Genomic DNA, 20,823 nt, shown 5'->3' with positions numbered 1-20,823 from the left:
CCCGAGTACTTATCTAAAGCGCACCGCTCCTGACCACCAGGAGGGTGCGCTAGGTCCCGTGCTTTCTGCACGTGGGCCTTTTTTGTTGCTCAAGTGCTGGACGCCAACCCGAAAAGGTCTGAACTGCCATGACGAGACCCACGCCTGAAACCCTCGCCCATCGAGCCACTCCGGCCACCGTCGCGGCGGCCGTGAACACCGCTCCGGCCGTCACGACGCCGGTAGCCACCACGGGTGCCGGCGCGCTCGTCCGCTCGCTCGAGGCGCTCGGCGTCGAGGTCGCGTTCGGCATCCCGGGCGGGGCCATCCTGCCGGCGTACGACCCGCTGTACGACTCGAAGGTCCGGCACATCCTGGTCCGGCACGAGCAGGGCGCGGGGCACGCGGCCACCGGGTACGCGCAGGCCACCGGCAAGGTCGGGGTCTGCATCGCGACCAGCGGCCCGGGCGCGACGAACCTGGTCACCCCGATCGCCGACGCCTACATGGACTCGGTCCCGATCGTGGCGATCACCGGCCAGGTGGCCCGCCCGGCGATCGGCACCGACGCCTTCCAGGAGGCGGACATCCAGGGCATCACGCTGCCGATCACCAAGCACAACTTCCTGGTCCAGACGGCCGAGGAGCTGCCCCGGATCGTCGCCGAGGCGTTCCACCTGGCGGCCACCGGCCGGCCCGGCCCGGTCCTGGTCGACATCCCGAAGGACGTGCTGCAGGCGCAGACCACGTTCTCCTGGCCGCCGACCCTGGACCTGCCGGGTTACCGCCCGACCCTGCACCCGCACGGCAAGCAGATCCGCGAGGCGGCCCGGCTGATCGCGGCGGCCAAACGCCCGGTGCTCTACGTCGGCGGCGGCGTCCTCAAGGCCGGCGCCACCGACGGCCTGCGCAAGCTGGCCGAGCTGACCGGCATGCCGGTGGTCACCACGCTGATGGGCATCGGCGCGTTCCCCGACTCGCACCCGCAGCACCTGGGCATGCCCGGCATGCACGGCACGGTGCCCGCCGTCTACGCGCTGCAGAAGGCGGACCTGCTGGTCACCCTGGGTGCCCGCTTCGACGACCGGGTCACCGGCAAGCTGGACTCGTTCGCGCCGGACGCCAAGGTCGTGCACGCCGACATCGACCCGGCCGAGATCGGCAAGAACCGGCACGCCGACGTCCCGATCGTCGGTGACGCCCGGCACGTGATCGACGAGCTGATCGCCGCGGTGTCCTCCACCGCCGGCGGCGTCGAGCAGTACCCGACCTGGTGGAACACGCTCAACGACATCCGCGAGCGCTACCCGCTGGGCTACGAGGAGCCGACCGACGGCACCCTCGCCCCGCAGTACGTGATCGAGCGGATCGGCGCGCTGGTCGGCCCGGACGCGATCTACTGTGCCGGCGTCGGCCAGCACCAGATGTGGGCGTCCCAGTTCATCAAGTACGAGAAGCCGGGCACCTGGCTCAACTCGGGCGGCGCCGGGACCATGGGGTACGCCGTCCCGGCCGCGATGGGCGCCAAGGTGGCCCAGCCGGACACCCAGGTCTGGGCGATCGACGGTGACGGCTGCTTCCAGATGACCAACCAGGAGCTGGCCACCTGTGCCCTGGAGGGCATCCCGATCAAGGTCGCCGTGATCAACAACGGCAACCTGGGCATGGTCCGGCAGTGGCAGACCCTGTTCTACGACGGCCGGTACTCCAACACCGAGCTGGGCACGCACAAGCACCGCATCCCGGACTTCGTGAAGCTGGCCGAGGCACTCGGCTGCATCGGCCTGCGCTGCGAGTCGAAGGACGACGTCGACAAGGTCATCCAGCAGGCCATGGAGATCAACGACGCCCCGGTGGTCATCGACTTCACCGTCGGCAAGGACGCCATGGTGTGGCCGATGGTCGCGGCCGGCACCAGCAACGACGAGATCATGTTCGCCCGGGACGTGCGTCCCACGTTCGATGAGGACGACCTCTAGTCATGGCCGCCCGCACCGAGCCGTACCCACCCGCGGCGGACGAACGGCCTTGCGCGCGAGGGCCAGAAGGACATGACGAAGGAGAACTCAGTTGACGAGCAAGCACACGCTCAGCGTGCTGGTCGAGAACAAGCCCGGTGTGCTGGCCCGGGTCAGCGGCCTGTTCTCCCGGCGGAGCTTCAACATCGACTCCCTGGCGGTCGGCGAGACGGAGAACCCGGACGTCAGCCGCATCACGATCGTGGTGGACGCCGAGTCGTCCCCGCTGGAGCAGGTCACCAAACAGCTCAACAAGCTGGTCAATGTCCTGAAGATCGTGGAGCTGGACCCGGCGCAGTCGGTCCAGCGTGAACTCCTGCTGGTCAAGGTGCGTGCTGATCGGGCGCAGCGTGGCCAGGTGCTGGAGACCGTCGAGCTGTTCCGGGCGCGCGTGATCGACGTCGCTCCGGACACCCTGACGATCGAGGCCACCGGTAACCCCGACAAACTGGATGCGCTGCTGCGCGACCTCGAGCCGTACGGCATCAAAGAGATGGTTCAGTCGGGTCTGGTGGCCATCGGCCGCGGTTCCCGTTCCATCACCACGGGCCCCGCCCTCCGTGCCGCCTAGTTTTCCCGACCAGAGAAGAAGGAAGTCATGACCGCCGAAGTTTTCTACGACGACGACGCCGACCTGTCGATCATCCAGGGCAAGAAGGTCGCCGTCATCGGCTACGGCAGCCAGGGCCACGCCCACTCGCTGTCGCTGCGCGACTCGGGCGTCGAGGTCGTGGTCGGTCTGCAGGAGGGCTCCAAGAGCCGGCCGAAGGCCGAGGAGCAGGGCCTCACGGTGAAGACTCCGGCCGAGGCCTCCGCCTGGGCCGACGTGATCATGGTGCTGGCGCCGGACACCGCGCAGCGCAAGATCTACGCCGAGTCGATCGCCCCGAACCTGACCGCGGGCAAGGCGCTCTTCTTCGGCCACGGCCTGAACATCCGCTTCGAGCTGATCAAGCCGCCGGCCGACGTCACTGTCGCGATGGTCGCCCCGAAGGGCCCCGGCCACCTGGTCCGCCGCCAGTACGTGGACGGCAAGGGCGTGCCCGCCCTGATCGCCGTCGAGCAGGACCCGGACGGCACCGGCCAGGCGCTCGCCCTGTCGTACGCGAAGGCGATCGGCGGCACCCGCGCCGGCGTCATCAAGACGACGTTCAAGGAGGAGACCGAGACCGACCTCTTCGGCGAGCAGGCAGTTCTCTGCGGCGGCACCGCGGCGCTGGTGCAGACCGGTTTCGAGGTGCTCACCGAGGCGGGTTACGCCCCGGAGATCGCGTATTTCGAGTGCCTGCACGAGCTCAAGCTGATCGTCGACCTGATGTACGAGGGCGGCATCTCCCGGATGCGCTACAGCGTCTCGGACACCGCCGAGTTCGGTGACTACGTCTCCGGCCCCCGCGTGATCAACGCGGAGACCAAGAAGGAGATGAAGGCGATCCTGTCCGACATCCAGTCCGGCGAGTTCACCCGCCGCCTGATCGCCGACGACGAGGCCGGCGGCCCGGAGCTCAAGAAGTTCCGCGAGGAGGGCGCCGCTCACCCGATCGAGGTCACCGGCAAGAAGCTGCGCGGCATGATGAGCTGGGTGGACCGCCCGATCACCGAGACGGCGTAGTTTCTTTGGAAATAGCGTCCGGTCGATCGTGACCGGGCGCTTTTTCGTACCCAAAATCAAGGTCACATTCTTCCTGTACGCGGGCCCTGCGGGGTGCGGACCGCATGCTCCCGCGCGGGCCGGGCCCGCCGATCTGGCCGCTGGCGCGTCCAAAGCGATCGCCGGACCCTGCACTGCCCGCGGGTGGTTCCGGAGATCGAAACCCGGTCACGTGAGTGAACTGAACCGGCATCCGGGAATCTTCGTACCATTTGAGTCCGTCGATCCGATGAACCCGGATGGAGAGTCGATGACTTCCGTCGTCCTGGTAACTGAGGAATTGGCGCCCGCCGCGATCGAGGTGCTCACCGCCGAACACGAGGTTCGCACGGTGAACGGCACCGACCGGCCCGCGCTGCTGAACGCCCTGCACGAGGCCGAGGCGGTGATCGTCCGGAGCGCCACCCGGATCGACGCCGAGGCCCTGCGAGCCGCTCCCTACCTGCGCGTCGTGGCGCGGGCCGGGGTCGGCCTGGACAACGTCGACATCCCGGCCGCCACCGCCCGCGGGGTCCTGGTGGTGAACGCCCCGACCAGCAACATCATCTCGGCCGCCGAGCAGGCGGTGGCGCTGCTGCTCTGCACCGCCCGGCACACCGCCGGCGCCAGCGCCGCGCTCAAGGCCGGACAGTGGCGGCGCTCCGCCTACACCGGCGTGGAGATCTACGGCAAGACCGTCGGCGTGGTCGGCCTCGGCCGGATCGGCGTCCTGGTGGCGCAGCGGATGGCCGCGTTCGGTGCCACCCTGATCGCCTACGACCCGTACGTGCAGCCGGCCCGTGCCGCCCAGCTCGGCGTCCGCCTGGTCACCCTGCCCGAGCTGATCCGGGAGAGCGACTTCATCTCGGTGCACCTGCCGCGTACCCCGGAGACGGTCGGCCTGATCGGTGAGAAGGAGCTGGCCGAGGTCAAACCCGGGGTACGGATCGTGAACGCGGCCCGCGGCGGCCTGGTCGACGAGCGGGCGCTGGCCGAGGCGCTCGCCGACGGCCGGGTGGCCGGTGCCGGGCTGGACGTGTTCGCGACCGAGCCGCTCACCGAGTCGCCGCTGTTCGCCTTCGACACCGTCACCGTCACCCCGCACCTGGGCGCGTCCACCGTCGAGGCGCAGGACAAGGCCGGGCTCGCGGTGGCCCGCAGCGTACGGCTGGCGCTGCGCGGCGAGTTCGTCCCGGAGGCGGTGAACGTGCGGGCCGGCGGGGCGGTCGACGAGGAGGTCACGCCGCTGCTGCCGCTCGCCGAGAAGCTCGGCCGGGTGTTCACCGCGGTCGCCGGGGGAGTGGCCGCCGGGGTGACCGTCGAGGTGGCCGGGGAACTCGCCGCGCACGACGTCACGGTGCTGCGGCTGGCCGTCACGAAGGGGCTCTTCGCGTCGGTGGTGGCGGAGCGGGTGACGTACGTGAACGCCCCGCAGCTGGCCGCCGACCGGGGCGTCGAGGTGGAGCTGGCGACGTCGGAGGACGCCGGCGAACACTCCAGCCTGATCACCGTACGGGGTGCCCTGCCGGACGGCCGCCGGGTCGCGGTGGCCGGCGCCGCGGGCAAGCTGGTCGAGGTGGACGGCTTCGAGCTGGACCTGCCGGCCGACGGCGTGCTGCTGCTGTTCCGCTACCGGGACCACCCGGGCGTGGTCGGCCGGATCGGCACCACGCTCGGCCGGGCCGGCGTCAACATCGGCGCGATGCGGGTCTCCCGGCGGGCGGCCGGCGGCGACGCGCTGATGACGCTGACCATCGACTCGTCGGTCGACCCGGACCTGCTCGCCACGGTCGCCGCCGAGATCGGCTCCTCGAACTCCGCCGCCGTCGACCTGCGCACCGTCTGACCCCCTCAGCGGCTGGTCCGCACGGTGGTGTCCCGGCGCCCGAGACCACCGTACGGACCAGCCCGTGGCCTGCCTCCGGGCCCGGACCGGCGGTCGCCACCCGATGGCACCGTACGGACCAGCCCGTGGCCTGCCTGCGGGCCCGGACCGGCGGTCGCCACCCGATGACCACCGTGGGGCCCGGCTCGTGGGCTGCCGGTGGCCCGGACCGGCGGCCGGCGCCGGACGACCACCGTGGGCCCCGGCCGCGGGCCGTCAGTGGGCGCGGACCGGCGGCGGGTAGACCGTGCCGTCCTGGAGGTCCAGCAGGTCGAGGTTCAGCTCGGCGGCGAGCCGCTCGATCGTCTCCAGCACCACGTCCGGGCAGTTCTCGTCCAGCCGCATCTGGATGTGGTCCGCGGCGGCGTGCAGCGGCGCGCTCGCCCACGGCGAGCCGGGCCCCGTCGCGCGCGGGCCACGATCCGGGTAACTGCTGGTCAGTGCGTCGTAGAAGGCGACGACGCGGGGGTCGGCCGGGCGTTGCGGGTGGACGCCCTCGGCGCACCGCGCGTTGGCGGCCCGCACCTGATCCGGCGCCGCCGCGGGGGCCATCGCCCACACCACTAGGTCGAAACTCACCGGCGCATGGTGCCATCACCGCCGCCCCCGGAGTGCGAACCCGTGGGCCGACACGCGGGGATGCGTCTTGCGCGTCTTTAGTCCGCATCGCTAGCGTTGTCCCCAGCCGCGCGTCCCGGGTGGGCACGTCTTCGGGTGACGAAGTCCGCCGTCGGGTCGCGCGTTCCGGCGGGACCGAGCCACGCGTACTCGTCGCATCAACCCCCGTGACCGTTTGCCGCGGTCCGGGGGTTGTTCGCGTCCGGGCCCTTTGCGGGGAACGCCCGGGCACCTCCAGCGAAAACGTCGCCGCCGCTCAAAAGCTGGGACCATCGTTCCGGGCTTCGGGATAAAGCGTTACCGTGAGTGCTGATTATCCGGACGTGTGCAGGGAGACGAACGTGAGCGTGGCGCGGATCGCGGTGGTGGCCGGCGACGGCATCGGTACCGAGGTGACCGCGCAGGCCCGCAAGGTCATTGACGCCGTCCTCCCCGGCGTCGACTACCAGGAGTACGACCTGGGCGCCCGGCTCTACAACCGCACCGGCGAGGTGCTGCCCGCCTCGGTCCAGACCGAGCTGGCCGGCCACGACGCCATCCTGCTCGGCGCGATCGGCGACCCGAGCGTCCCGCCGGGCATCCTGGAGCGCGGCCTGCTGCTCAAGCTCCGCTTCGAGTTCGACCAGTATGTGAACCTGCGCCCGTCCAAGCTCTGGCCCGGCACCGTCAGCCCGCTCGCCGGCGTGAAGCCCGGCGAGATCGACATGGTGGTGGTCCGCGAGGGCACCGAGGGTCTCTACGTCGGCGCCGGCGGCGTCCTGCACCGGGACACCCCCGCCGAGATCGCCACCGAGGAGAGCCTGAACACCCGGCACGGCGTCGAGCGGGTGATCCGGGACGCGTTCGAGCGCGCCCAGCGCCGCGACCGCCGTCACCTCACCTGGGTGCACAAGACCAACGTGCTGACCCACGCCGGCAACCTGTGGGCCCGCACGTTCGCCGCTGTCGCCGCCGAGTACCCCGAGGTCACCACGGAGTACCAGCACATCGACGCGGCCAGCATGTTCATGGTCAGCAACCCGCAGCGCTACGACGTGATCGTCACCGACAACCTGTTCGGCGACATCCTCACCGACATCGCCGCCGCCGTCACCGGTGGCATCGGCATGGCGGCCAGCGGCTCGGTCAACCCGGAGCGCAAGTTCCCGTCGACCTTCGAGCCGGTGCACGGCTCCGCCCCGGACATCGCCGGCAAGGGCATCGCCGACCCGGCCGCCGCCATCCTCTCCGGCGCGCTGCTGCTGGAGCACCTGGGCAGGCACGCCGAGGCGGCCCGGGTGACCGAGGCGGTCGCGGCCGAGGTCGCGTCCCGGGTGCCGGGTGCGCCGCTGCGGACCGCCGAGGTCGGCGACCGGGTCGCCGCCGCGCTCTGACGCCTTCTCCCTGGAACGCCCGAGTCTCTGGTTACTCGGGCGTCAACCTCGCGGCCGTTGTGTTAACGACCGTTCGGGGTACATTCATGGGCGCACTACGGGTGCCCCTCTTCATCGTTTCCGCAGAAAGCAGGTCCTGTTGTCATGAGCGGTGGTGACAGCCTCGAATTCGAGATCCGTCCGAACCCGGCGCCCGTGGCGGACGCCGAGCGCGCCGCGCTGCTGGCCAACCCGGGCTTCGGCCGGATCTTCACCGACCACATGGTCACCGTGCGCTATGCCGACGGCAAGGGTTGGTACGAGCCCCGGGTCGAGGCGCGCGCGCCGATCCCGATGGACCCGGCCAGCGCGGTCCTGCACTACGCGCAGGAGATCTTCGAGGGGCTGAAGGCGTACACGCTGCCGGACGGCGGCGTCGCGATGTTCCGCCCGGAGGCGAACGCCGCCCGGTTCCAGCTCTCGGCCCAGCGGATGGCGATGCCGGCGCTGCCCGAGGAGATCTTCCTCAAGTCGCTGCACGAGATCATCGCGATCGACCGCAAGTGGCTGCCGGAGGACGAGGACGGCAGCCTCTACCTGCGCCCGTTCGCCTACGCCAGCGAGGTCTTCCTCGGCGTCCGCCCGGCTCTGGAGTACCTCTTCCTGGTCATCGCCTCCCCGGTCGGGCCGTACTTCTCCGGTGGCGTCAAGCCGGTGTCCGTCTGGGTCACCCCCGACTACACCCGCGCGGCCCCCGGCGGCACCGGCGCGGCCAAGTGCGGCGGCAACTACGCGGCCGGCCTCTCCGCCCAGGCCGAGGCCATCGAGCACGGCTGCGACCAGGTCGTCTACCTGGACGCGGTGCAGCGCAAGTACATCGACGAGCTCGGCGGCATGAACGTCTTCCTGGTCCTCGACGACGGCACCCTGGTCACCCCGCCGCTGACCGGCACCATCCTGCCCGGCATCACCCGCGACTCGGTGATCAAGCTGGCCGAGCGGGCCGGCCGCCGCGTCGAGGAGCGGGCCATCAGCCTCCAGGAGTGGCGCGACGGCGCCGCCTCCGGCCGGGTCCGCGAGGCGTTCGCCTGCGGCACCGCCGCCGTCATCACCCCGATCGGCACCATCAGGAGCCTGGACGGCGACTTCACCGTCGCCGACGGCGGCCCCGGCGAGGTGACGATGGGCCTGCGCAAGGAGCTCGTCGACATCCAGCGCGGCCGCGCCGAGGACACCTTCGGCTGGGTCCACCGCGTCTCCTGACCCGCCCTTTCCCGCCGGAGCCTGCCCCGGCCGCCCACCAGCGGTCGCGGCAGGCTTCTGCCTTTCCGGCCGCCGGTCCTCCCGGTCCGCCCGATTTCCGGTACGAGCGGCCCGCCCCGCGCGACCACCGGCGCCCCGGCCCGCTCGTCCTGGCGGTCTGCGCAGCCGCGCTCGGTCCGCCAGCAGGGTGGTGGCGGTCTGCTCAGCCGCGCTCAGTCCTCCAGCAGGTGGCGGCGCAGGGCGGCGATCTCGGTGCCGGTCAGGCCGATCTCGCGGACGTAACCCTCGACCGAGCCGTGCAGGGCGCGCAAGTCGTCGAGGAACATCAGCATGGCCGCGGGCGGGGAGTCGAACATGTGCTCGTTGCCCCGCACCGCCTCCGGGCTGGTCTTCAGCAGGTAGGCGGTGAGCGGGGCCATCGCCTCGGTGGTCAGCGCGTAGTCCGCGGCGATGTCCTCGTCGGAGACGCCCAGCAGGGACAGGGTCAGCGCGCAGATGGTGCCGGTCCGGTCCTTGCCGGCCATGCAGTGCACCACCACCGGCGCGGCGACCGGGTCGGCGATCAGGCGCAGCGAGTCGAGGATCGCCTCCCGGCCGTCCTCGGCGAAGTTCAGGTAGCGGTCGGCCAGCCAGCGCTCGTGCGCCGTGCCCTCCGGGTGCTCGACCTCTTCCCAGTCGATGTGTTTGAGCACCAGGTTCCGGTAGTCGACGCCGTACCTGTCGTGCACCCGGCCGAAGCGTTCCACCTCGGTGGGACGGCGCAGGTCGATCACGGTCCGGACGCCGAGAGCGGTGAACGCCGCCGCGTCCTCCTCGCCGATGCGGTGCAGCGAGTCGGCCCGGAACAGCCGGCGCCAGCGCACCCGGCGGCCGTCGAGGCCGCGGTATCCGCCGACGTCGCGGAAGTTGTAGGTCGCGGAGAAGCCCAGGTTTCGCGAGTACTGTTCGGCAACCACGTGCCCAACCTATCTTCCGCCGTCGATCGTCCGGCCGTGGCCTCGGGCACAGCGGCTCGCCGTACCGTCCCAGGTTTTGGGTTTTCCCGTCTCACGCGGCGTGCGCGTGGCATGCTGCAACCGTGACCCACCTCGTGCTGATTATTCGCACCTAGCGCGCCGGCTGACTCCTCGCCGACGCGCAGACCTCCCGCATCCGCGGGGGGTCTTTTTGTTGTTGTGTGGGTGACCGACGGAAAGGACTCCCCCATGGACTACCAGGTGTTCGACACGACGCTGCGCGACGGTGGGCAGCGCGAGGGAATCAGTTACACGGTCGCCGACAAGCTCGCGGTCGCGCGCCTGCTGGACGAGTTCGGTGTGGGCTTCATCGAGGGCGGCTGGCCGGGGGCCATGCCCAAGGACACCGAGTTCTTCGAACGGGCGAAGACCGAGCTCGACCTCAAGCACGCGGTGCTGGTCGCCTTCGGCGCGACCCGCAAGGCCGGCGTGGACGTGGCCGCCGACCCGCAGGTCCAGGCGCTGCTGGACGCCGGCACCCCGGTGGTCTGCGTGGTGGCCAAGTCGGACATCAGGCACGTGGAGCGGGCGCTGCGCACCACCGGCGAGGAGAACCTGGCGATGGTCCGGGACACGGTGCGGCACCTGGTCGCCAGCGGGCGCCGGGCGTTCGTCGACTGTGAGCACTTCTTCGACGGTTTCCGCTTCGACCCGGATTACACGGCGAGCGTGGTGAAGACCGCCATCGACGCCGGCGCCGAGCGGGTGGTCATGTGCGACACCAACGGCGGCATGCTCCCCTCGATGGTCACCAAGGCGATCACCGAGGTCGTCGAGCGTACCGGGGTGAGCGCGGACCGGCTCGGCATCCACTGCCAGAACGACACCGCCTGCGCGGTCGCCAACACGGTCGCCGCGGTGGAGGCCGGCGTACGCCACTTCCAGTGCACCGCGAACGGGTACGGCGAGCGCCCCGGCAACGCCGACCTGTTCGCCACGGTCAGCAACCTGCAACTCAAGCTCGGGCTGAAGGTCCTACCGGACGGATGCCTGGAGAAGGCGACGCGGGTCTCCACCGCGCTCGCCGAGATCGCCAACATCGCCCCCGACACCCACCAGGCCTATGTCGGGGCCGCGGCGTTCGCCCACAAGGCGGGCCTGCACGCGAGCGCGATCAAGGTGGATCCGCTGCTGTACAACCACGTCGACCCGTCGGTTGTCGGCAACGACATGCGGATCCTGGTCACCGAGATGGCCGGCCGGGCCAGCATCGAGCTCAAGAGTCGCGAGCTCGGCATCGACCTGGCCGGCCATCCGGACACCCTCTCCGCCGTCACCCGGAAGGTGAAGGACCTGGAAGCGGTCGGCTGGTCGTTCGAGGCCGCCGACGCCTCGTTCGAGCTGCTGGTCCGCGGCGAGCTGCCGGGCGCCGACGTCGCCAGGCCGTTCGAGCTGGAGTCGTACCGGGTGCTGGTCGAGCACCGCGAGGACGGCAAGGTGATCTCCGAGGCGACCGTCAAGGTCCGGGTCAAGGGCGAGCGGGTGATCGCCACCGCGGAGGGGAACGGCCCGGTCAACGCCCTGGACGAGGCGCTGCGCACCGCGCTCGCCAACCACTACCCGGCCCTGAAGTCGTTCGAGCTCAACGACTACAAGGTGCGGATCCTGGAGGGCAGCCACGGCACCAACGCGATCACCCGGGTGCTGGTGGAGACCGGCGACCACGCCCGCGAGTGGACCACCGTCGGCGTCCACGAGAACGTCGTCGAGGCGAGCTGGACCGCCCTCGTGGACGCGCTTACCTACGGGTTGAGCAGGAGCTGATCCGGTTTCCGGGCGGCGGCGACCGCGCTGATCAGGGCGATCGCCGCCGCCTCCGGCATCGGGTCCAGCCGCCGTCCGTCCCGCAGCCGCAGCGACACCAGGCCCGCCTCGGCCTCCCGGGCGCCGATCACCGCGAGGTACGGCACCTTCGCCGCCGCCCTGATCCGGGCACCGAGCGAGCCGTCCCGCAACTCCGCGGCGCGCAGTCCCGCGGCGACGGCCGACGCGGCGAACGACGACTCGGCGCCGACCGGCAGCACGGCCACCTGGACCGGGGCGTACCAGACCGGGAACGCCCCGCCGTGCTCCTCGATCAGCTGCCCGAACAGGCGCTCCATCGATCCCGCCAGGCTCCGGTGCACCATCACCGGCCTTGCCTTCGCCCCCGACGCGTCGATGTACGACAGCCCGAACCGCTGCGGCTGGTGGTCATCGATCTGGACGGTGGCGATGGTCCACTCCCGGCCGGCCGCGTCCCGTACCTGTACGTCGATCTTCGGACCGTAGAAGGCGGCTTCACCGGGCGCCACCGCGTACGCGAAGCCCTCGTCAGCGAGCGCGCCCCGCAGCAACCGTTCCGATGCCGCCCACCCCTGCTCCGAACCGCCGTAGTCCTTCCCCGGCCCGCGCAGCGACAGCCGGTAGGAGGCCGGCCGCAGGCCGAGCGCCGCGTGCGCCTCCCGCATCAGCCGCAGCACCCCGGCGACCTCCGCGGCGGCCTGCTCGGGAGCACAGAACAGGTGCGCGTCGTTGAGCGCTATCGAACGGACCCGGGACAGCCCGCCGAGCACGCCGGAGCGCTCCTGCCGGTACATCTGGCCCAGCTCGGCGACGCGTAACGGCAGGTCCCGGTACGACCGCTGGCGGGCCTTGAAGATCAGCGCGTGATGCGGGCACATGCTGGGCCGCAGCACCAGCTCGTCGTCGCCGACCGGCATCGGCGGGAACATGTCGTCGGCGAAGTTCGCCCAGTGGCCGGACAACTCGTACATCTGCCGTTTCCCCATGACGGGGGAGTAGACGTGCTGGTAGCCGTTGCGGCGCTCCAGCTCGTGGAGATAGGACTCCACCTCGTGGCGGGCCGCCGCGCCGGCCGGCAGCCAGAACGGCAGGCCGGCGCCGATCAGCGGATCGGAGTCGAAGAGGTCCAGTTCGCGGCCGAGCCGGCGATGGTCGATCATCAGGGTCTCCTTGGTGAGGCCCCGCGCGATCGACCCAGAAGACCCCGAGCGGATCGCCCGGGGTCGTGAAGTCAGCGCGACTCGACGCCGGGGTGTCCCGGCGTGGTCGTGTTCACGCTGCTGTGCATGCCGCAGAGACTAGACGGCACGGTTTTTGGCGGCCAACCAGTTTTCCGCGACGATCTGGTACAGGTAGTGGTCCTGCCACTCACCGGCGATGTGGAGGTAGCGGGGCGCCATCCCGAACCGCTCGAACCCGTTCTTCAGCAGCACCCGCTGCGACCGCTCGTTGTGCAGCAGCGTGCCCGCCTCCACCCGGTGCAGCCCGTACTCGGTGAACGCGAGCCGCAGCACCTCGGCGACGGCGGCCGAGGCGAGCCCCCGCCCGGCGTGCCGCTCCGCCACCCAGTACCCGAGGCTGGCCGACTGGAACGGGCCGCGGATGATGCTGTTCAGGTTGATCCGGCCGGCGATCCGGCCCTCGTCGAGGATCACGTGCGGCAGCGCGTTGCCGGCGCGCAGCAGGTCGGTGATCACCTGGCGCTGGCCCGCCTCGGTGTAGAAGCTCTCGTCCCGGATCGGGTCCCAGGGCGCCAGGTAGTCCCGGGTGCCGACCAGCACCGCGGTCAGCTCCGGCACGTCCTCCAGGGTCAGCGCGCGGACGACGGCGGTCATGACGCCGCCGGCAGGGTCAGTTCGGCGACCACCGCGCGGTGGTCGGAGTTCCGTACGTCGTGCACCGACACGTCTCGTACCCCGATCTCTTCGTCGACCAGTACATGATCGATGGTCACCGGCGGAATCGGGTCCCCGTCGTAGGGTCCCCAGGTACCGATCAGGCCCTTGCCGACGGTGTCCGCCGCGTCGCGGTACCCGTGCGAGATCAGTTCACGCAGCGGGCCGTGGTCGAGCGTCGCGTTGAAGTCGCCGAGCAGGACCCGCCGCGGGTTGTCGCCGTCCGACCTCGGCTCGTTCGCCAGGTCGGTGCGCCAGCCGTGGTAGGTGTCCGGAGCGGACGGTGCGAGCGGATGCACCGACTCGATCTGGACCGGGACCGCGCCGGGCGGCTGGATCGTCCCCCAGGTCTGCTGGAAGCCGCCGCTGTTGCGTTTCGCGTCCGGCCCGGCCAACGGGTACCGCGAGTACAGCCCGGTGCCGCTGGCCCCCTCCTCGGGCGCCAGCTGGTGGTAGGGGAGCAGCTCGCCGAGACCGGCCGCGGCCAGCGACGTCTCCGCCCGCGGCGCGAACTCCTGCACGGCCAGCACCGCCACGTCGTTCTCCCGCACCAGCCGGACGACCTCGCTCGCGTCGGCGCCGCCGAACAGCAGGTTCGACGTCATCACGTGCAGCGTGACACCCCGGGTGGCACCCCTGTCGAGGTCCGGCAGGGCGCGCGGCAGCACGCACGCCGCGAGCGTCGCGGCGACCACGGCAGCCACCGCTGCCGCCGCCCGGCGCCGGAGGACCAAGGTCAGGAGCAGCGGAACCAGGGACCAGACCGCGACGTACGGCGTGAAGGCCATCAGCGGGATCAGCGGCCCCCGATCCCACCCGCCGAGCCGGAGCACCGCCCAGCAGAGCGCCGGGATCAGCAGCAGCCAGAGCAGAACCGTGCCGACTCCGCGGCGGGCCGGCCGCGTCTCGACCGGCTCGTCGGTGATCGTCATGCGGCGACGTTAGCCGGGCCGCGCCACCGGCAGGCGGAGACGCGGCCCAGCTCACACCAGTACCTAGACGCGGCCCTCGGTCACCTCGCCGAACTCGGCCAGCTCGTCCCGGATCGCGGCGCCGTCGCCCTCCACGACCAGGCTCAGGCCGTCGACGGCGAGGTGCCGGGCGGCGGCCGCGGAGACCTGCTCGACGGTCGCCCCCAGGTACTCCCGGCGCAGCGTCTCGTAGTAGTCGTCCGGCAGGCCGTGCACCACCAGGGTGGCCAGGGCGCCGACGATCGCGCCCGGGGTCTGCATCTCCACCGACAGCTGCCCGGCCCGCCAGGACCGCGCCACCGCCAGCTCCGCCTCGGTGACCCCGTCCTGCTGGGTACGCCGGATCTCGCCGAGGGTGTCCCGGATCGCCGGGGCGGTCACCGCCGTCTGCACCCCGGCCGCCACCTCGAACCGCCCGGCCCGGCGGGTCATCGCGTACGACCCGCGGATGCCGTACGTGTACCCCTTCACCTCCCGGATCAAATGGTTCAGCCGGGAGGTGAACGCCCCGCCGAGCACCGTGGCCGCCAGCGTCATCGGCACGTAGTCGGGGGTGGCGCGCTCCGGCGAGCGGTGCCCGATCCGCAGCGTGGACTGCACCGACCCGGGCCGGTCGACGAGGATCACGTGCGGGCGCTCCGGGATCGCCAGGCCCAGCGGCGCGTCCAGCGCCAGCGCCTGCCCGGTGGTGCCGGCGAACGCCGCCTCGGCCAGCTCGGCCAGGTCCAGCCCGTCCAGGTCACCGGCGACCAGCAGCACGCCCGGCCGGAGCATCCACTCCCGATGGAAGGCGAGCACGTCGTCGACGGTCACCGCGGCCAGCGAGGTGGGATCGCCGTGCAGCGGGCGGCGGTACCGCCCGTCCGCGCCGAACAGGTCGGCGCGCAGCGCGGCGTCGGCCCGCGGGCCGGGCTGCGCCCAGTCCATCCGCAGCGCTGTCACCTCGTCGTCGCGGACCCGGGACACGTCGGCCGGATCCAGTTTCGGGGTGCGGGCGGCCTCGGCGGCCAGCCGGACCGCGCCGGCCAGCCGCGGCGCCGGGGCGGAGACGCCGACCCGGAACGTGTCCCAGTCCACCGACGGGACGAGCTCGGCGCCGAGCCCCTCCAGCGCCAGCGCGTACGCCGCCGAGTCCCGTTTCTCGGTGCCCTCCTCCAGGCACTTGGCCAGCACGGTGGCGGTGCCCTCGCGGCCCTCGGCCTCCCGGGCGGCGCTCGCGTCCAGCAGCAGCATCGCGGTGGCCAGGACCTGGCCGGGCAGGTGCGCGGCGATCACCGTGCCACCGTGCGCGGTGACCCGGCGGACGGCCGGGAACGCGTACGGCCGGGCGGTGCCGGGCTCCGGGCGGGTGGTGACGAGGCTCATTTCTCTTCCCCTGGCAGGTAGGTCAGCGTGACGCGGGACGAGGGCTGCAGCGTGCGCGCGGCCGCCTCGGCGATGTCGTCGGCGGTCACCGCCTGCCAGGCCGGCAGCCGGTACCCGGCAGTCGCCGGATCACCGAACTGGGTGGCGTAGCGCCCGAGCGTGTCGGCCCGCCCGCCGACCGTCGACACCTGCCGCCACCAGCTGGTGGTCAGCAGCGCCTTGGCCCGGTTCAGCTCGTCGTCGGTGACCGGCTCGTCGAGGAGGCTCTGCAGCACCTCGGTCAGCCCGTCCTCCAGGGTCTCCACCGGGACGCCGTCCTTGGCGGTGGCGGTGACGATCAGCGGCGCCGGGGCGTGCGCCAGGTCGACCCCGTACGCCCCGATGTAGTCCGGCTGGGCGATCCGCTTGCCGTCGGCCAGCCGCTGGTAGAGCCGGCTGCCACGGCCGCTGCCCAGCACGGTGGCGAGCACGGTGACCGCGTCGTACCCGGCCGTGCCGAACGGGTACGTCCGGTGCGACACGTAGAGCCGCGCGGCCGGCACCGCGGCGGTGACCGTCTCCCGCACCGGCTCGGTGGCCGGACCGGCCAGGTGCCCGGGCGGCGCCGCCGGGATGTCGGGCACCGGGTCGATCGCCCCGAAGTACTTCTCGGCCAGCGCGAACACCTCGGCCGGCGAGGCGTCCCCGGTGACCGTGAGCACGCAGTTGTTCGGCGCGTAGTACTGCTGGTGGAACGCCTTGAAGGTGTCCAGGCCGGCCGCGTTCAGATCCTCCATCGACCCGATCGTGGCGTGGTGGTACGGATGCCCGGCGGGGTAGAGCAGCGGCAACAGGCGCAACCACGCGTCACCGTACGGCACGTTGTCGTACCGCTGGCGGCGCTCGTTCTTCACCACCTCGCGCTGGTTGTCCAGGGTCTCCTGGGTGAGCGCCGGGACCAGGCCGCCCATCCGGTCGGCCTCCAGCCACAGCGCCAGCTCCAGGTGCTCGGCCGGCATGCTCTCGAAGTAGTTCGTCCGGTCCGGGTTGGTGGTGGCGTTCAGCGAGCCGCCGTTGCCCTGCACGAGCTTCATGTGCTCGGTCTTCTTCACGTGTTGCGAACCCTCGAACATCAGGTGCTCGAAGAGGTGGGCGAAACCGGTCTGGCCGGGCGGTTCGTGCCGGGAGCCGACGTCGTACCAGAGATTGACGCAGACGACCGGTGCGGTCCGGTCCTCGCTGACGACGACCCGGAGGCCGTTCGCCAGCCGCGTGGTTTCGATGGGCCACGGATACCCGGTCGTGGCGACCGGTGCGGATGGGGACGTCACCCGAACCATCATGCCCCTTCCCGTTTCGAAAACCGCCCGGGCACCCAGGTCCGGATCGATTGACAACCCCGTGGCGCGCTTGCCGTCCGGGTGCCATGCTTGCCGCGTGCTTGAGGACGTACGGGTGAACGATCGCCTGACCATTCCGGCGGCGGAGCTCGCCTGGCGCTTCTCCCGTTCCGGCGGCCCCGGTGGTCAGGGCGTCAACACGACCGATTCCCGGGTCGAGCTGTCCTGGGACCTGCTCGGCTCCGACCTGCTGCCCACCACGCTGAAGGAGCGCGCCGCCGAGCGCCTCGGCACCCGCCTGGTGTCCGGGGTGCTCACCGTCACCGCCTCCGAACACCGCTCCCAGCTGCGCAATCGCGAGGCCGCCGCGGCCCGCCTGGGCAACCTGGTCGCCTCGGCCGTCGCCGCCCCACCCCGGGCCCGCCGGGCCACCCGCCCGACGAAGGGCTCCGTCGAACGCCGCATCACCGCCAAGAAGCAGCGCGCCCAGACCAAGCGCAACCGCCGCTCCTTCCCCACCGACTGACCACCCACCCTTTCCGGTACGCCCACCCCGCACCCCCGCGACCACCAGCCGGGGCTCGCCGGCTGGTCGTGGTGGTGGCCTCCAGCCGCGCGACACCACCGTGACCACCAGCCCGGGCCTGCGGCTGGTCGTGGTGGTGGTCTCCGGTCGCGGGATACCACCGTGACTACCAGCCCGGGTCTGGGGCTGGTCGTGGTGGTGGTGTCCGGCCGCGGGATACCACCGTGACTACCAGCCCGGGTCTGGGGCTGGTCGTGGTGGTGGTGTCCGGTCGCGGGATACCACCGTGACTACCAGCCCGGGTCTGGGGCTGGTCGTGGTGGTGGTGTCCGGTCGCGGGATACCACCGTGACTACCAGCCCGGGTCTGGGGCTGGTCGTGGTGGTGGTGTCCGGTCGCGGGATACCACCGTGACTACCAGCCCGGGTCTGGGGCTGGTCGTGGTGGTGGTGTCCGGTCGCGGGATACCACCGTGACTACCAGCCCGGGGTTTGCCGGCTGGTCGTGGTGGTGGTGTCCGGCCGCGGGATACCACCGTGACCACCAGCCCGGGTCTGCGGCTGGTCGTGACGGTGGTCTCCGGCCTGGCGATGCCACCGTGGGCGCCAGCCGGGGGATGGCGGCTGGTCGTGACGGTGGTCTCCGGGCCCCGGAGACCACCGTGAGCACCAGCCCAGGGCCGTCGGCCGGGACACCACCGTCAAGGCCAGCCGTGGTGACGCACACGGGCCGGGGCGGCCCCGCGCGACACGCAGGCGGACCCGCACGACACGCGCCGCGGCCGCTAGGGGGCCGGGCATCGCGAGCCGACCACCACGGGGCTCCCAGTCGTACCGAAAAAAGCCGCGGAAACGCGAAACGGCCCGCATCCGATGGATGCGAGCCGTTGCTCTGAAGTAGTCCCGAAGGGATTCGAACCCTCGCTACCGCCTTGAGAGGGCGGCGTCCTAGGCCGCTAGACGACGGGACCAGAACTGCTGCTGCGCCGAAGCGCTCCAGCGGCACCAACCCGGAGGTTGGTAACGCTGGGGTACCAGGACTCGAACCTAGACTAACTGAACCAGAATCAGTCGGGCTGCCAATTACCCCATACCCCATTTGGCCCGGCTTGCCGCGCCGGAGAGAACTTTACCCGAGCCCTCCCCGGCCGCCAAATCGGGTTACCCAAACTGCTCCCCGCCGGCGTCGGCGCAGCTCACCGGCGGTGGCCGGAAGCGAGCGTCCGGCGCTCAGTCCTGCGCGACCACGGTGTTGCGCAGCTCGCCGATGCCCTGCACGCTCACCGACACCGTGTCGCCGGGCACGATCTGGCTCACCCCGGCCGGCGTTCCGGTGAGGATCACGTCGCCCGGCAGCAGCGTCATGACGTGCGACACATACGAGACCAGGCCCGGGATGTCGAACACCATGTCCTTGGTCCGGCCGATCTGCCGGACCTCCATGCTCTCCGGGTTGCGCCCCACCTCGCAGCGCACCTCCAGGTCGCTGACGTCGAGCTCGGTCTCGATCCACGGGCCGAGCGGGCAGAACGAGTCGAAGCCCTTGGCCCTGGTCCACTGCGGGTCCTTGCGCTGCAGGTCGCGGGCGGTGACGTCGTTGGCGCAGGTGTAGCCGAAGATCGCTTTCGCGGCGCCGGCCCGGTCGACCCGGCGGGCGCCGGTCGCGCCGATCACCACGGCGAGCTCGGCCTCCTCCTCGACCTGAGTGGTGACCGAGGGGATCCGGATCGCGTCGCCGGGGCCGATCACCGAGGTGGACGGCTTGATGAAGATCAGCGGTTCCTTGGGCACCTCGTTACCCAGCTCGGCGGCGTGCTCGGCGTAGTTGCGGCCGACACCGATCACCTTGCTGGAGAAGATCGGCGCGAGCAGCCGGACGTCCGGGAGGGCCCACCGCTGGCCGGTGCGGACGACCTTCTCGAAGGGCAGGCTGCTGATCTCGGCCACCGTGAGGCCGGAGGCGCCGTCACCCTCGACGACGCCGAACGACACTCCAGCGGCATGAACAAAACGGGCGAAGCGCACGGGTAATCCCCATCTTCGTAATGGACGGACCCCTGAAATCTACGCCGATTGGGAGGTGGCACCGAGTCGCGGGAACGGCTCCAGGGCGAACACCACCTCGACCGGAACCTCGAAGTACTGACAGATGCGCAGGGCCAGGTGCAGGCTCGGGCTGAACTCGCCGCGCTCCAGGTAGCCCACTGTCTGATAGTGCACGCCGAGGGCGTCGGCCAGCTGCCGCCGCGAGATGCCCCGCTCGGCGCGGAGCATCGCGATCCGGTTGTACGTGATCTCGGTTGCCATCGCTCCCTCAGCGCCCGATCCGGGTCAGGGCCCGCTCCCGCCGGGCGGCCACCGCCGAGCCGGACTCCCGCCGGGCCATCCGGCGCAGCAGCACCGGAGCCAGCACCATCCCGATCGCCGCCCAGACGACCAGCACCCCGAACGTCTCCAGGTGCCGCCAGGAATGCCCGATCTCCACGGCCGCCAGGGAGTCGGGCAGGAAGACCGAGCGCATGCCCAACCCTAGCCAGTACAGCGGGAAGAGCTGCGCCAGACCCTGCAGCCAGCCGGGCATGCCGCCGATCGGGTAGAAGATGCCGGAGACCGCGATCAGCCCGAAGAGCGGCATCATCACCAGGCCCATGTTGCGCGGGTCGTCGAAGAGCGCGCCGATCGCCGCGCCCAGCGGCAGGGTGGCCACGAACCCGACCGGCACCAGCCAGGCCAGGGTGAGCCAGCCGCCGCCGTCCACCGCGAGGCCGTCCACCAGGAACAGCCCGGGGATCAGCTGGAGCAGGAAGCCGATCAGCGTCATCCCGCCGACCAGCACCACCTTGCCGGACAGGTAGCTGGTCATCCCGTTCGGCACGGCCTTGGCGCGCAGCAGGGTGCCGTCCTCCCGGTCCACGATCAGCTGCTGTGCCGTGGTCATCAGGCCGCCCATCACCAGGCCCATGCCGAAGACGCTGGGCAGCGTGCGGGCGCCGAGCGAGAACGAGGTGCCGGGCACCGTCGAGCCGCGCATGAAGAAGACCGTGCCGAGCAGCAGGATCGCCGGGAACAGGTAGGCCCACAGGTCCATCGGGGTGGTCCAGGTGTGCCGGAGCTCGGTCCAGCCGCGCCGCAGGCCCATCGTGATCGGGGTCATCGCGTCACCTCCGCTGCGCTCCGGCGCCGCGATGACTCGACGACCGGG

At 71.3% G+C, this 20,823-nt stretch carries 18 protein-coding genes and 2 tRNA genes; 8 read left to right on the top strand and 12 right to left on the bottom strand.

Annotation, left to right across the window (positions count from 1 at the left end; genetic code table 11):
* The first annotated feature begins 128 nt into the window (after nucleotides 1–128).
* The 4 genes from Actob_RS38260 (at nucleotide 129) to serA (ending at nucleotide 5,473) form a co-directional block, all read left to right on the top strand.
* Nucleotides 129–1,958 carry an acetolactate synthase large subunit gene (locus Actob_RS38260; RefSeq protein WP_284916851.1) on the top strand — a complete coding sequence of 610 codons (1,830 nt, stop codon included), beginning with the start codon at nucleotides 129–131 and terminating at the stop codon, nucleotides 1,956–1,958.
* Between the two features lie 91 nt (nucleotides 1,959–2,049).
* Entirely contained in the window at nucleotides 2,050–2,568 is a 519-nt protein-coding gene (gene ilvN / locus Actob_RS38255) for an acetolactate synthase small subunit (RefSeq protein ID WP_185037550.1), read from the top strand.
* 27 nt (nucleotides 2,569–2,595) lie between these two features.
* Nucleotides 2,596–3,609 carry a ketol-acid reductoisomerase gene (gene ilvC, locus Actob_RS38250; RefSeq protein ID WP_284916850.1) on the top strand — a complete coding sequence of 338 codons (1,014 nt, stop codon included), beginning with the start codon at nucleotides 2,596–2,598 and terminating at the stop codon, nucleotides 3,607–3,609.
* A 289-nt stretch (nucleotides 3,610–3,898) separates the two neighbouring features.
* Nucleotides 3,899–5,473: a phosphoglycerate dehydrogenase gene (gene serA / locus Actob_RS38245; protein WP_284916849.1), complete on the top strand. Its 1,575-nt coding sequence runs from the start codon at nucleotides 3,899–3,901 to the stop codon at nucleotides 5,471–5,473.
* Between the two features lie 255 nt (nucleotides 5,474–5,728).
* On the opposite strand, the gene Actob_RS38240 is transcribed toward serA, so the two are convergent.
* On the bottom strand, nucleotides 5,729–6,064 hold the full coding sequence (locus Actob_RS38240; RefSeq protein WP_407653743.1) for a hypothetical protein: 336 nt from the start codon (nucleotides 6,062–6,064) through the stop codon (nucleotides 5,729–5,731).
* Nucleotides 6,065–6,477: 413 nt separating this feature from the next.
* Between Actob_RS38240 and Actob_RS38235 the strand changes: the two genes are divergently transcribed.
* Together Actob_RS38235 and Actob_RS38230 are read left to right on the top strand one after the other, a co-directional pair.
* The gene (locus Actob_RS38235; protein ID WP_284922475.1) at nucleotides 6,478–7,503 is read left to right on the top strand and encodes a 3-isopropylmalate dehydrogenase; all 1,026 of its coding nucleotides are present in this window, start codon (nucleotides 6,478–6,480) and stop codon (nucleotides 7,501–7,503) included.
* A 144-nt stretch (nucleotides 7,504–7,647) separates the two neighbouring features.
* A complete protein-coding gene (locus tag Actob_RS38230; protein WP_284916847.1) occupies nucleotides 7,648–8,745 on the top strand; it encodes a branched-chain amino acid aminotransferase in 1,098 nt (365 codons plus the stop codon).
* 212 nt (nucleotides 8,746–8,957) lie between these two features.
* Here Actob_RS38230 and Actob_RS38225 read toward each other — a convergent pair whose 3' ends face one another.
* Complete coding sequence (locus Actob_RS38225; RefSeq protein ID WP_284916846.1) at nucleotides 8,958–9,701, bottom strand: tyrosine-protein phosphatase; 744 nt, start codon at nucleotides 9,699–9,701, stop codon at nucleotides 8,958–8,960.
* Between the two features lie 249 nt (nucleotides 9,702–9,950).
* Between Actob_RS38225 and cimA the strand changes: the two genes are divergently transcribed.
* Nucleotides 9,951–11,525, top strand: coding sequence for a citramalate synthase (cimA, locus tag Actob_RS38220; RefSeq protein ID WP_284916845.1), 1,575 nt, complete (start codon nucleotides 9,951–9,953; stop codon nucleotides 11,523–11,525).
* Here the strand turns inward: cimA and thrS are convergent.
* From thrS to Actob_RS38195, 5 genes are all read right to left on the bottom strand, one after another.
* Nucleotides 11,504–12,706, bottom strand: a complete 1,203-nt coding sequence (gene thrS / locus Actob_RS38215) for a threonine--tRNA ligase (protein WP_284916844.1) — start codon at nucleotides 12,704–12,706, stop codon at nucleotides 11,504–11,506. The genes cimA and thrS overlap by 22 nt on opposite strands.
* Before the next feature lie 138 nt (nucleotides 12,707–12,844).
* The gene (locus tag Actob_RS38210; RefSeq protein WP_284916843.1) at nucleotides 12,845–13,381 is read right to left on the bottom strand and encodes a GNAT family N-acetyltransferase; all 537 of its coding nucleotides are present in this window, start codon (nucleotides 13,379–13,381) and stop codon (nucleotides 12,845–12,847) included.
* The gene (locus tag Actob_RS38205) at nucleotides 13,378–14,373 is read right to left on the bottom strand and encodes an endonuclease/exonuclease/phosphatase family protein (protein WP_284916842.1); all 996 of its coding nucleotides are present in this window, start codon (nucleotides 14,371–14,373) and stop codon (nucleotides 13,378–13,380) included. The genes Actob_RS38210 and Actob_RS38205 overlap by 4 nt, the downstream gene beginning before the upstream one ends.
* A 63-nt stretch (nucleotides 14,374–14,436) precedes the next feature.
* The gene (locus Actob_RS38200; RefSeq protein WP_284916841.1) at nucleotides 14,437–15,777 is read right to left on the bottom strand and encodes a M16 family metallopeptidase; all 1,341 of its coding nucleotides are present in this window, start codon (nucleotides 15,775–15,777) and stop codon (nucleotides 14,437–14,439) included.
* A complete protein-coding gene (locus Actob_RS38195; protein WP_284922474.1) occupies nucleotides 15,774–17,096 on the bottom strand; it encodes a M16 family metallopeptidase in 1,323 nt (440 codons plus the stop codon). The genes Actob_RS38200 and Actob_RS38195 overlap by 4 nt, the downstream gene beginning before the upstream one ends.
* A 115-nt stretch (nucleotides 17,097–17,211) precedes the next feature.
* On the opposite strand from Actob_RS38195, the gene arfB reads away from it, so the two are divergent.
* Complete coding sequence (gene arfB, locus Actob_RS38190; RefSeq protein WP_407653742.1) at nucleotides 17,212–17,622, top strand: alternative ribosome rescue aminoacyl-tRNA hydrolase ArfB; 411 nt, start codon at nucleotides 17,212–17,214, stop codon at nucleotides 17,620–17,622.
* A gap of 897 nt (nucleotides 17,623–18,519) precedes the next feature.
* Here the strand turns inward: arfB and Actob_RS38185 are convergent.
* The 5 genes from Actob_RS38185 to Actob_RS38165 all read right to left on the bottom strand — a co-directional run bounded on the left by Actob_RS38185 (nucleotide 18,520) and on the right by Actob_RS38165 (nucleotide 20,775).
* Nucleotides 18,520–18,592 (bottom strand) — tRNA-Glu (locus Actob_RS38185).
* A gap of 55 nt (nucleotides 18,593–18,647) precedes the next feature.
* Nucleotides 18,648–18,719, bottom strand: a tRNA-Gln gene (locus Actob_RS38180).
* 132 nt (nucleotides 18,720–18,851) lie between these two features.
* The gene (locus Actob_RS38175) at nucleotides 18,852–19,646 is read right to left on the bottom strand and encodes a fumarylacetoacetate hydrolase family protein (RefSeq protein WP_284916839.1); all 795 of its coding nucleotides are present in this window, start codon (nucleotides 19,644–19,646) and stop codon (nucleotides 18,852–18,854) included.
* A gap of 39 nt (nucleotides 19,647–19,685) precedes the next feature.
* A complete protein-coding gene (locus Actob_RS38170; RefSeq protein WP_284916838.1) occupies nucleotides 19,686–19,928 on the bottom strand; it encodes a helix-turn-helix transcriptional regulator in 243 nt (80 codons plus the stop codon).
* A gap of 7 nt (nucleotides 19,929–19,935) precedes the next feature.
* A complete protein-coding gene (locus Actob_RS38165; protein ID WP_284916837.1) occupies nucleotides 19,936–20,775 on the bottom strand; it encodes an ABC transporter permease in 840 nt (279 codons plus the stop codon).
* Nucleotides 20,776–20,823 lie beyond the last annotated feature (48 nt).

This window comes from Actinoplanes oblitus (genome assembly GCF_030252345.1).
In the GTDB taxonomy this organism is placed as follows: domain Bacteria; phylum Actinomycetota; class Actinomycetes; order Mycobacteriales; family Micromonosporaceae; genus Actinoplanes; species Actinoplanes oblitus.
The sequence above is the reverse complement of the archived record's forward strand: the minus strand, read 5'-3'. Positions and strand labels throughout refer to the sequence as shown.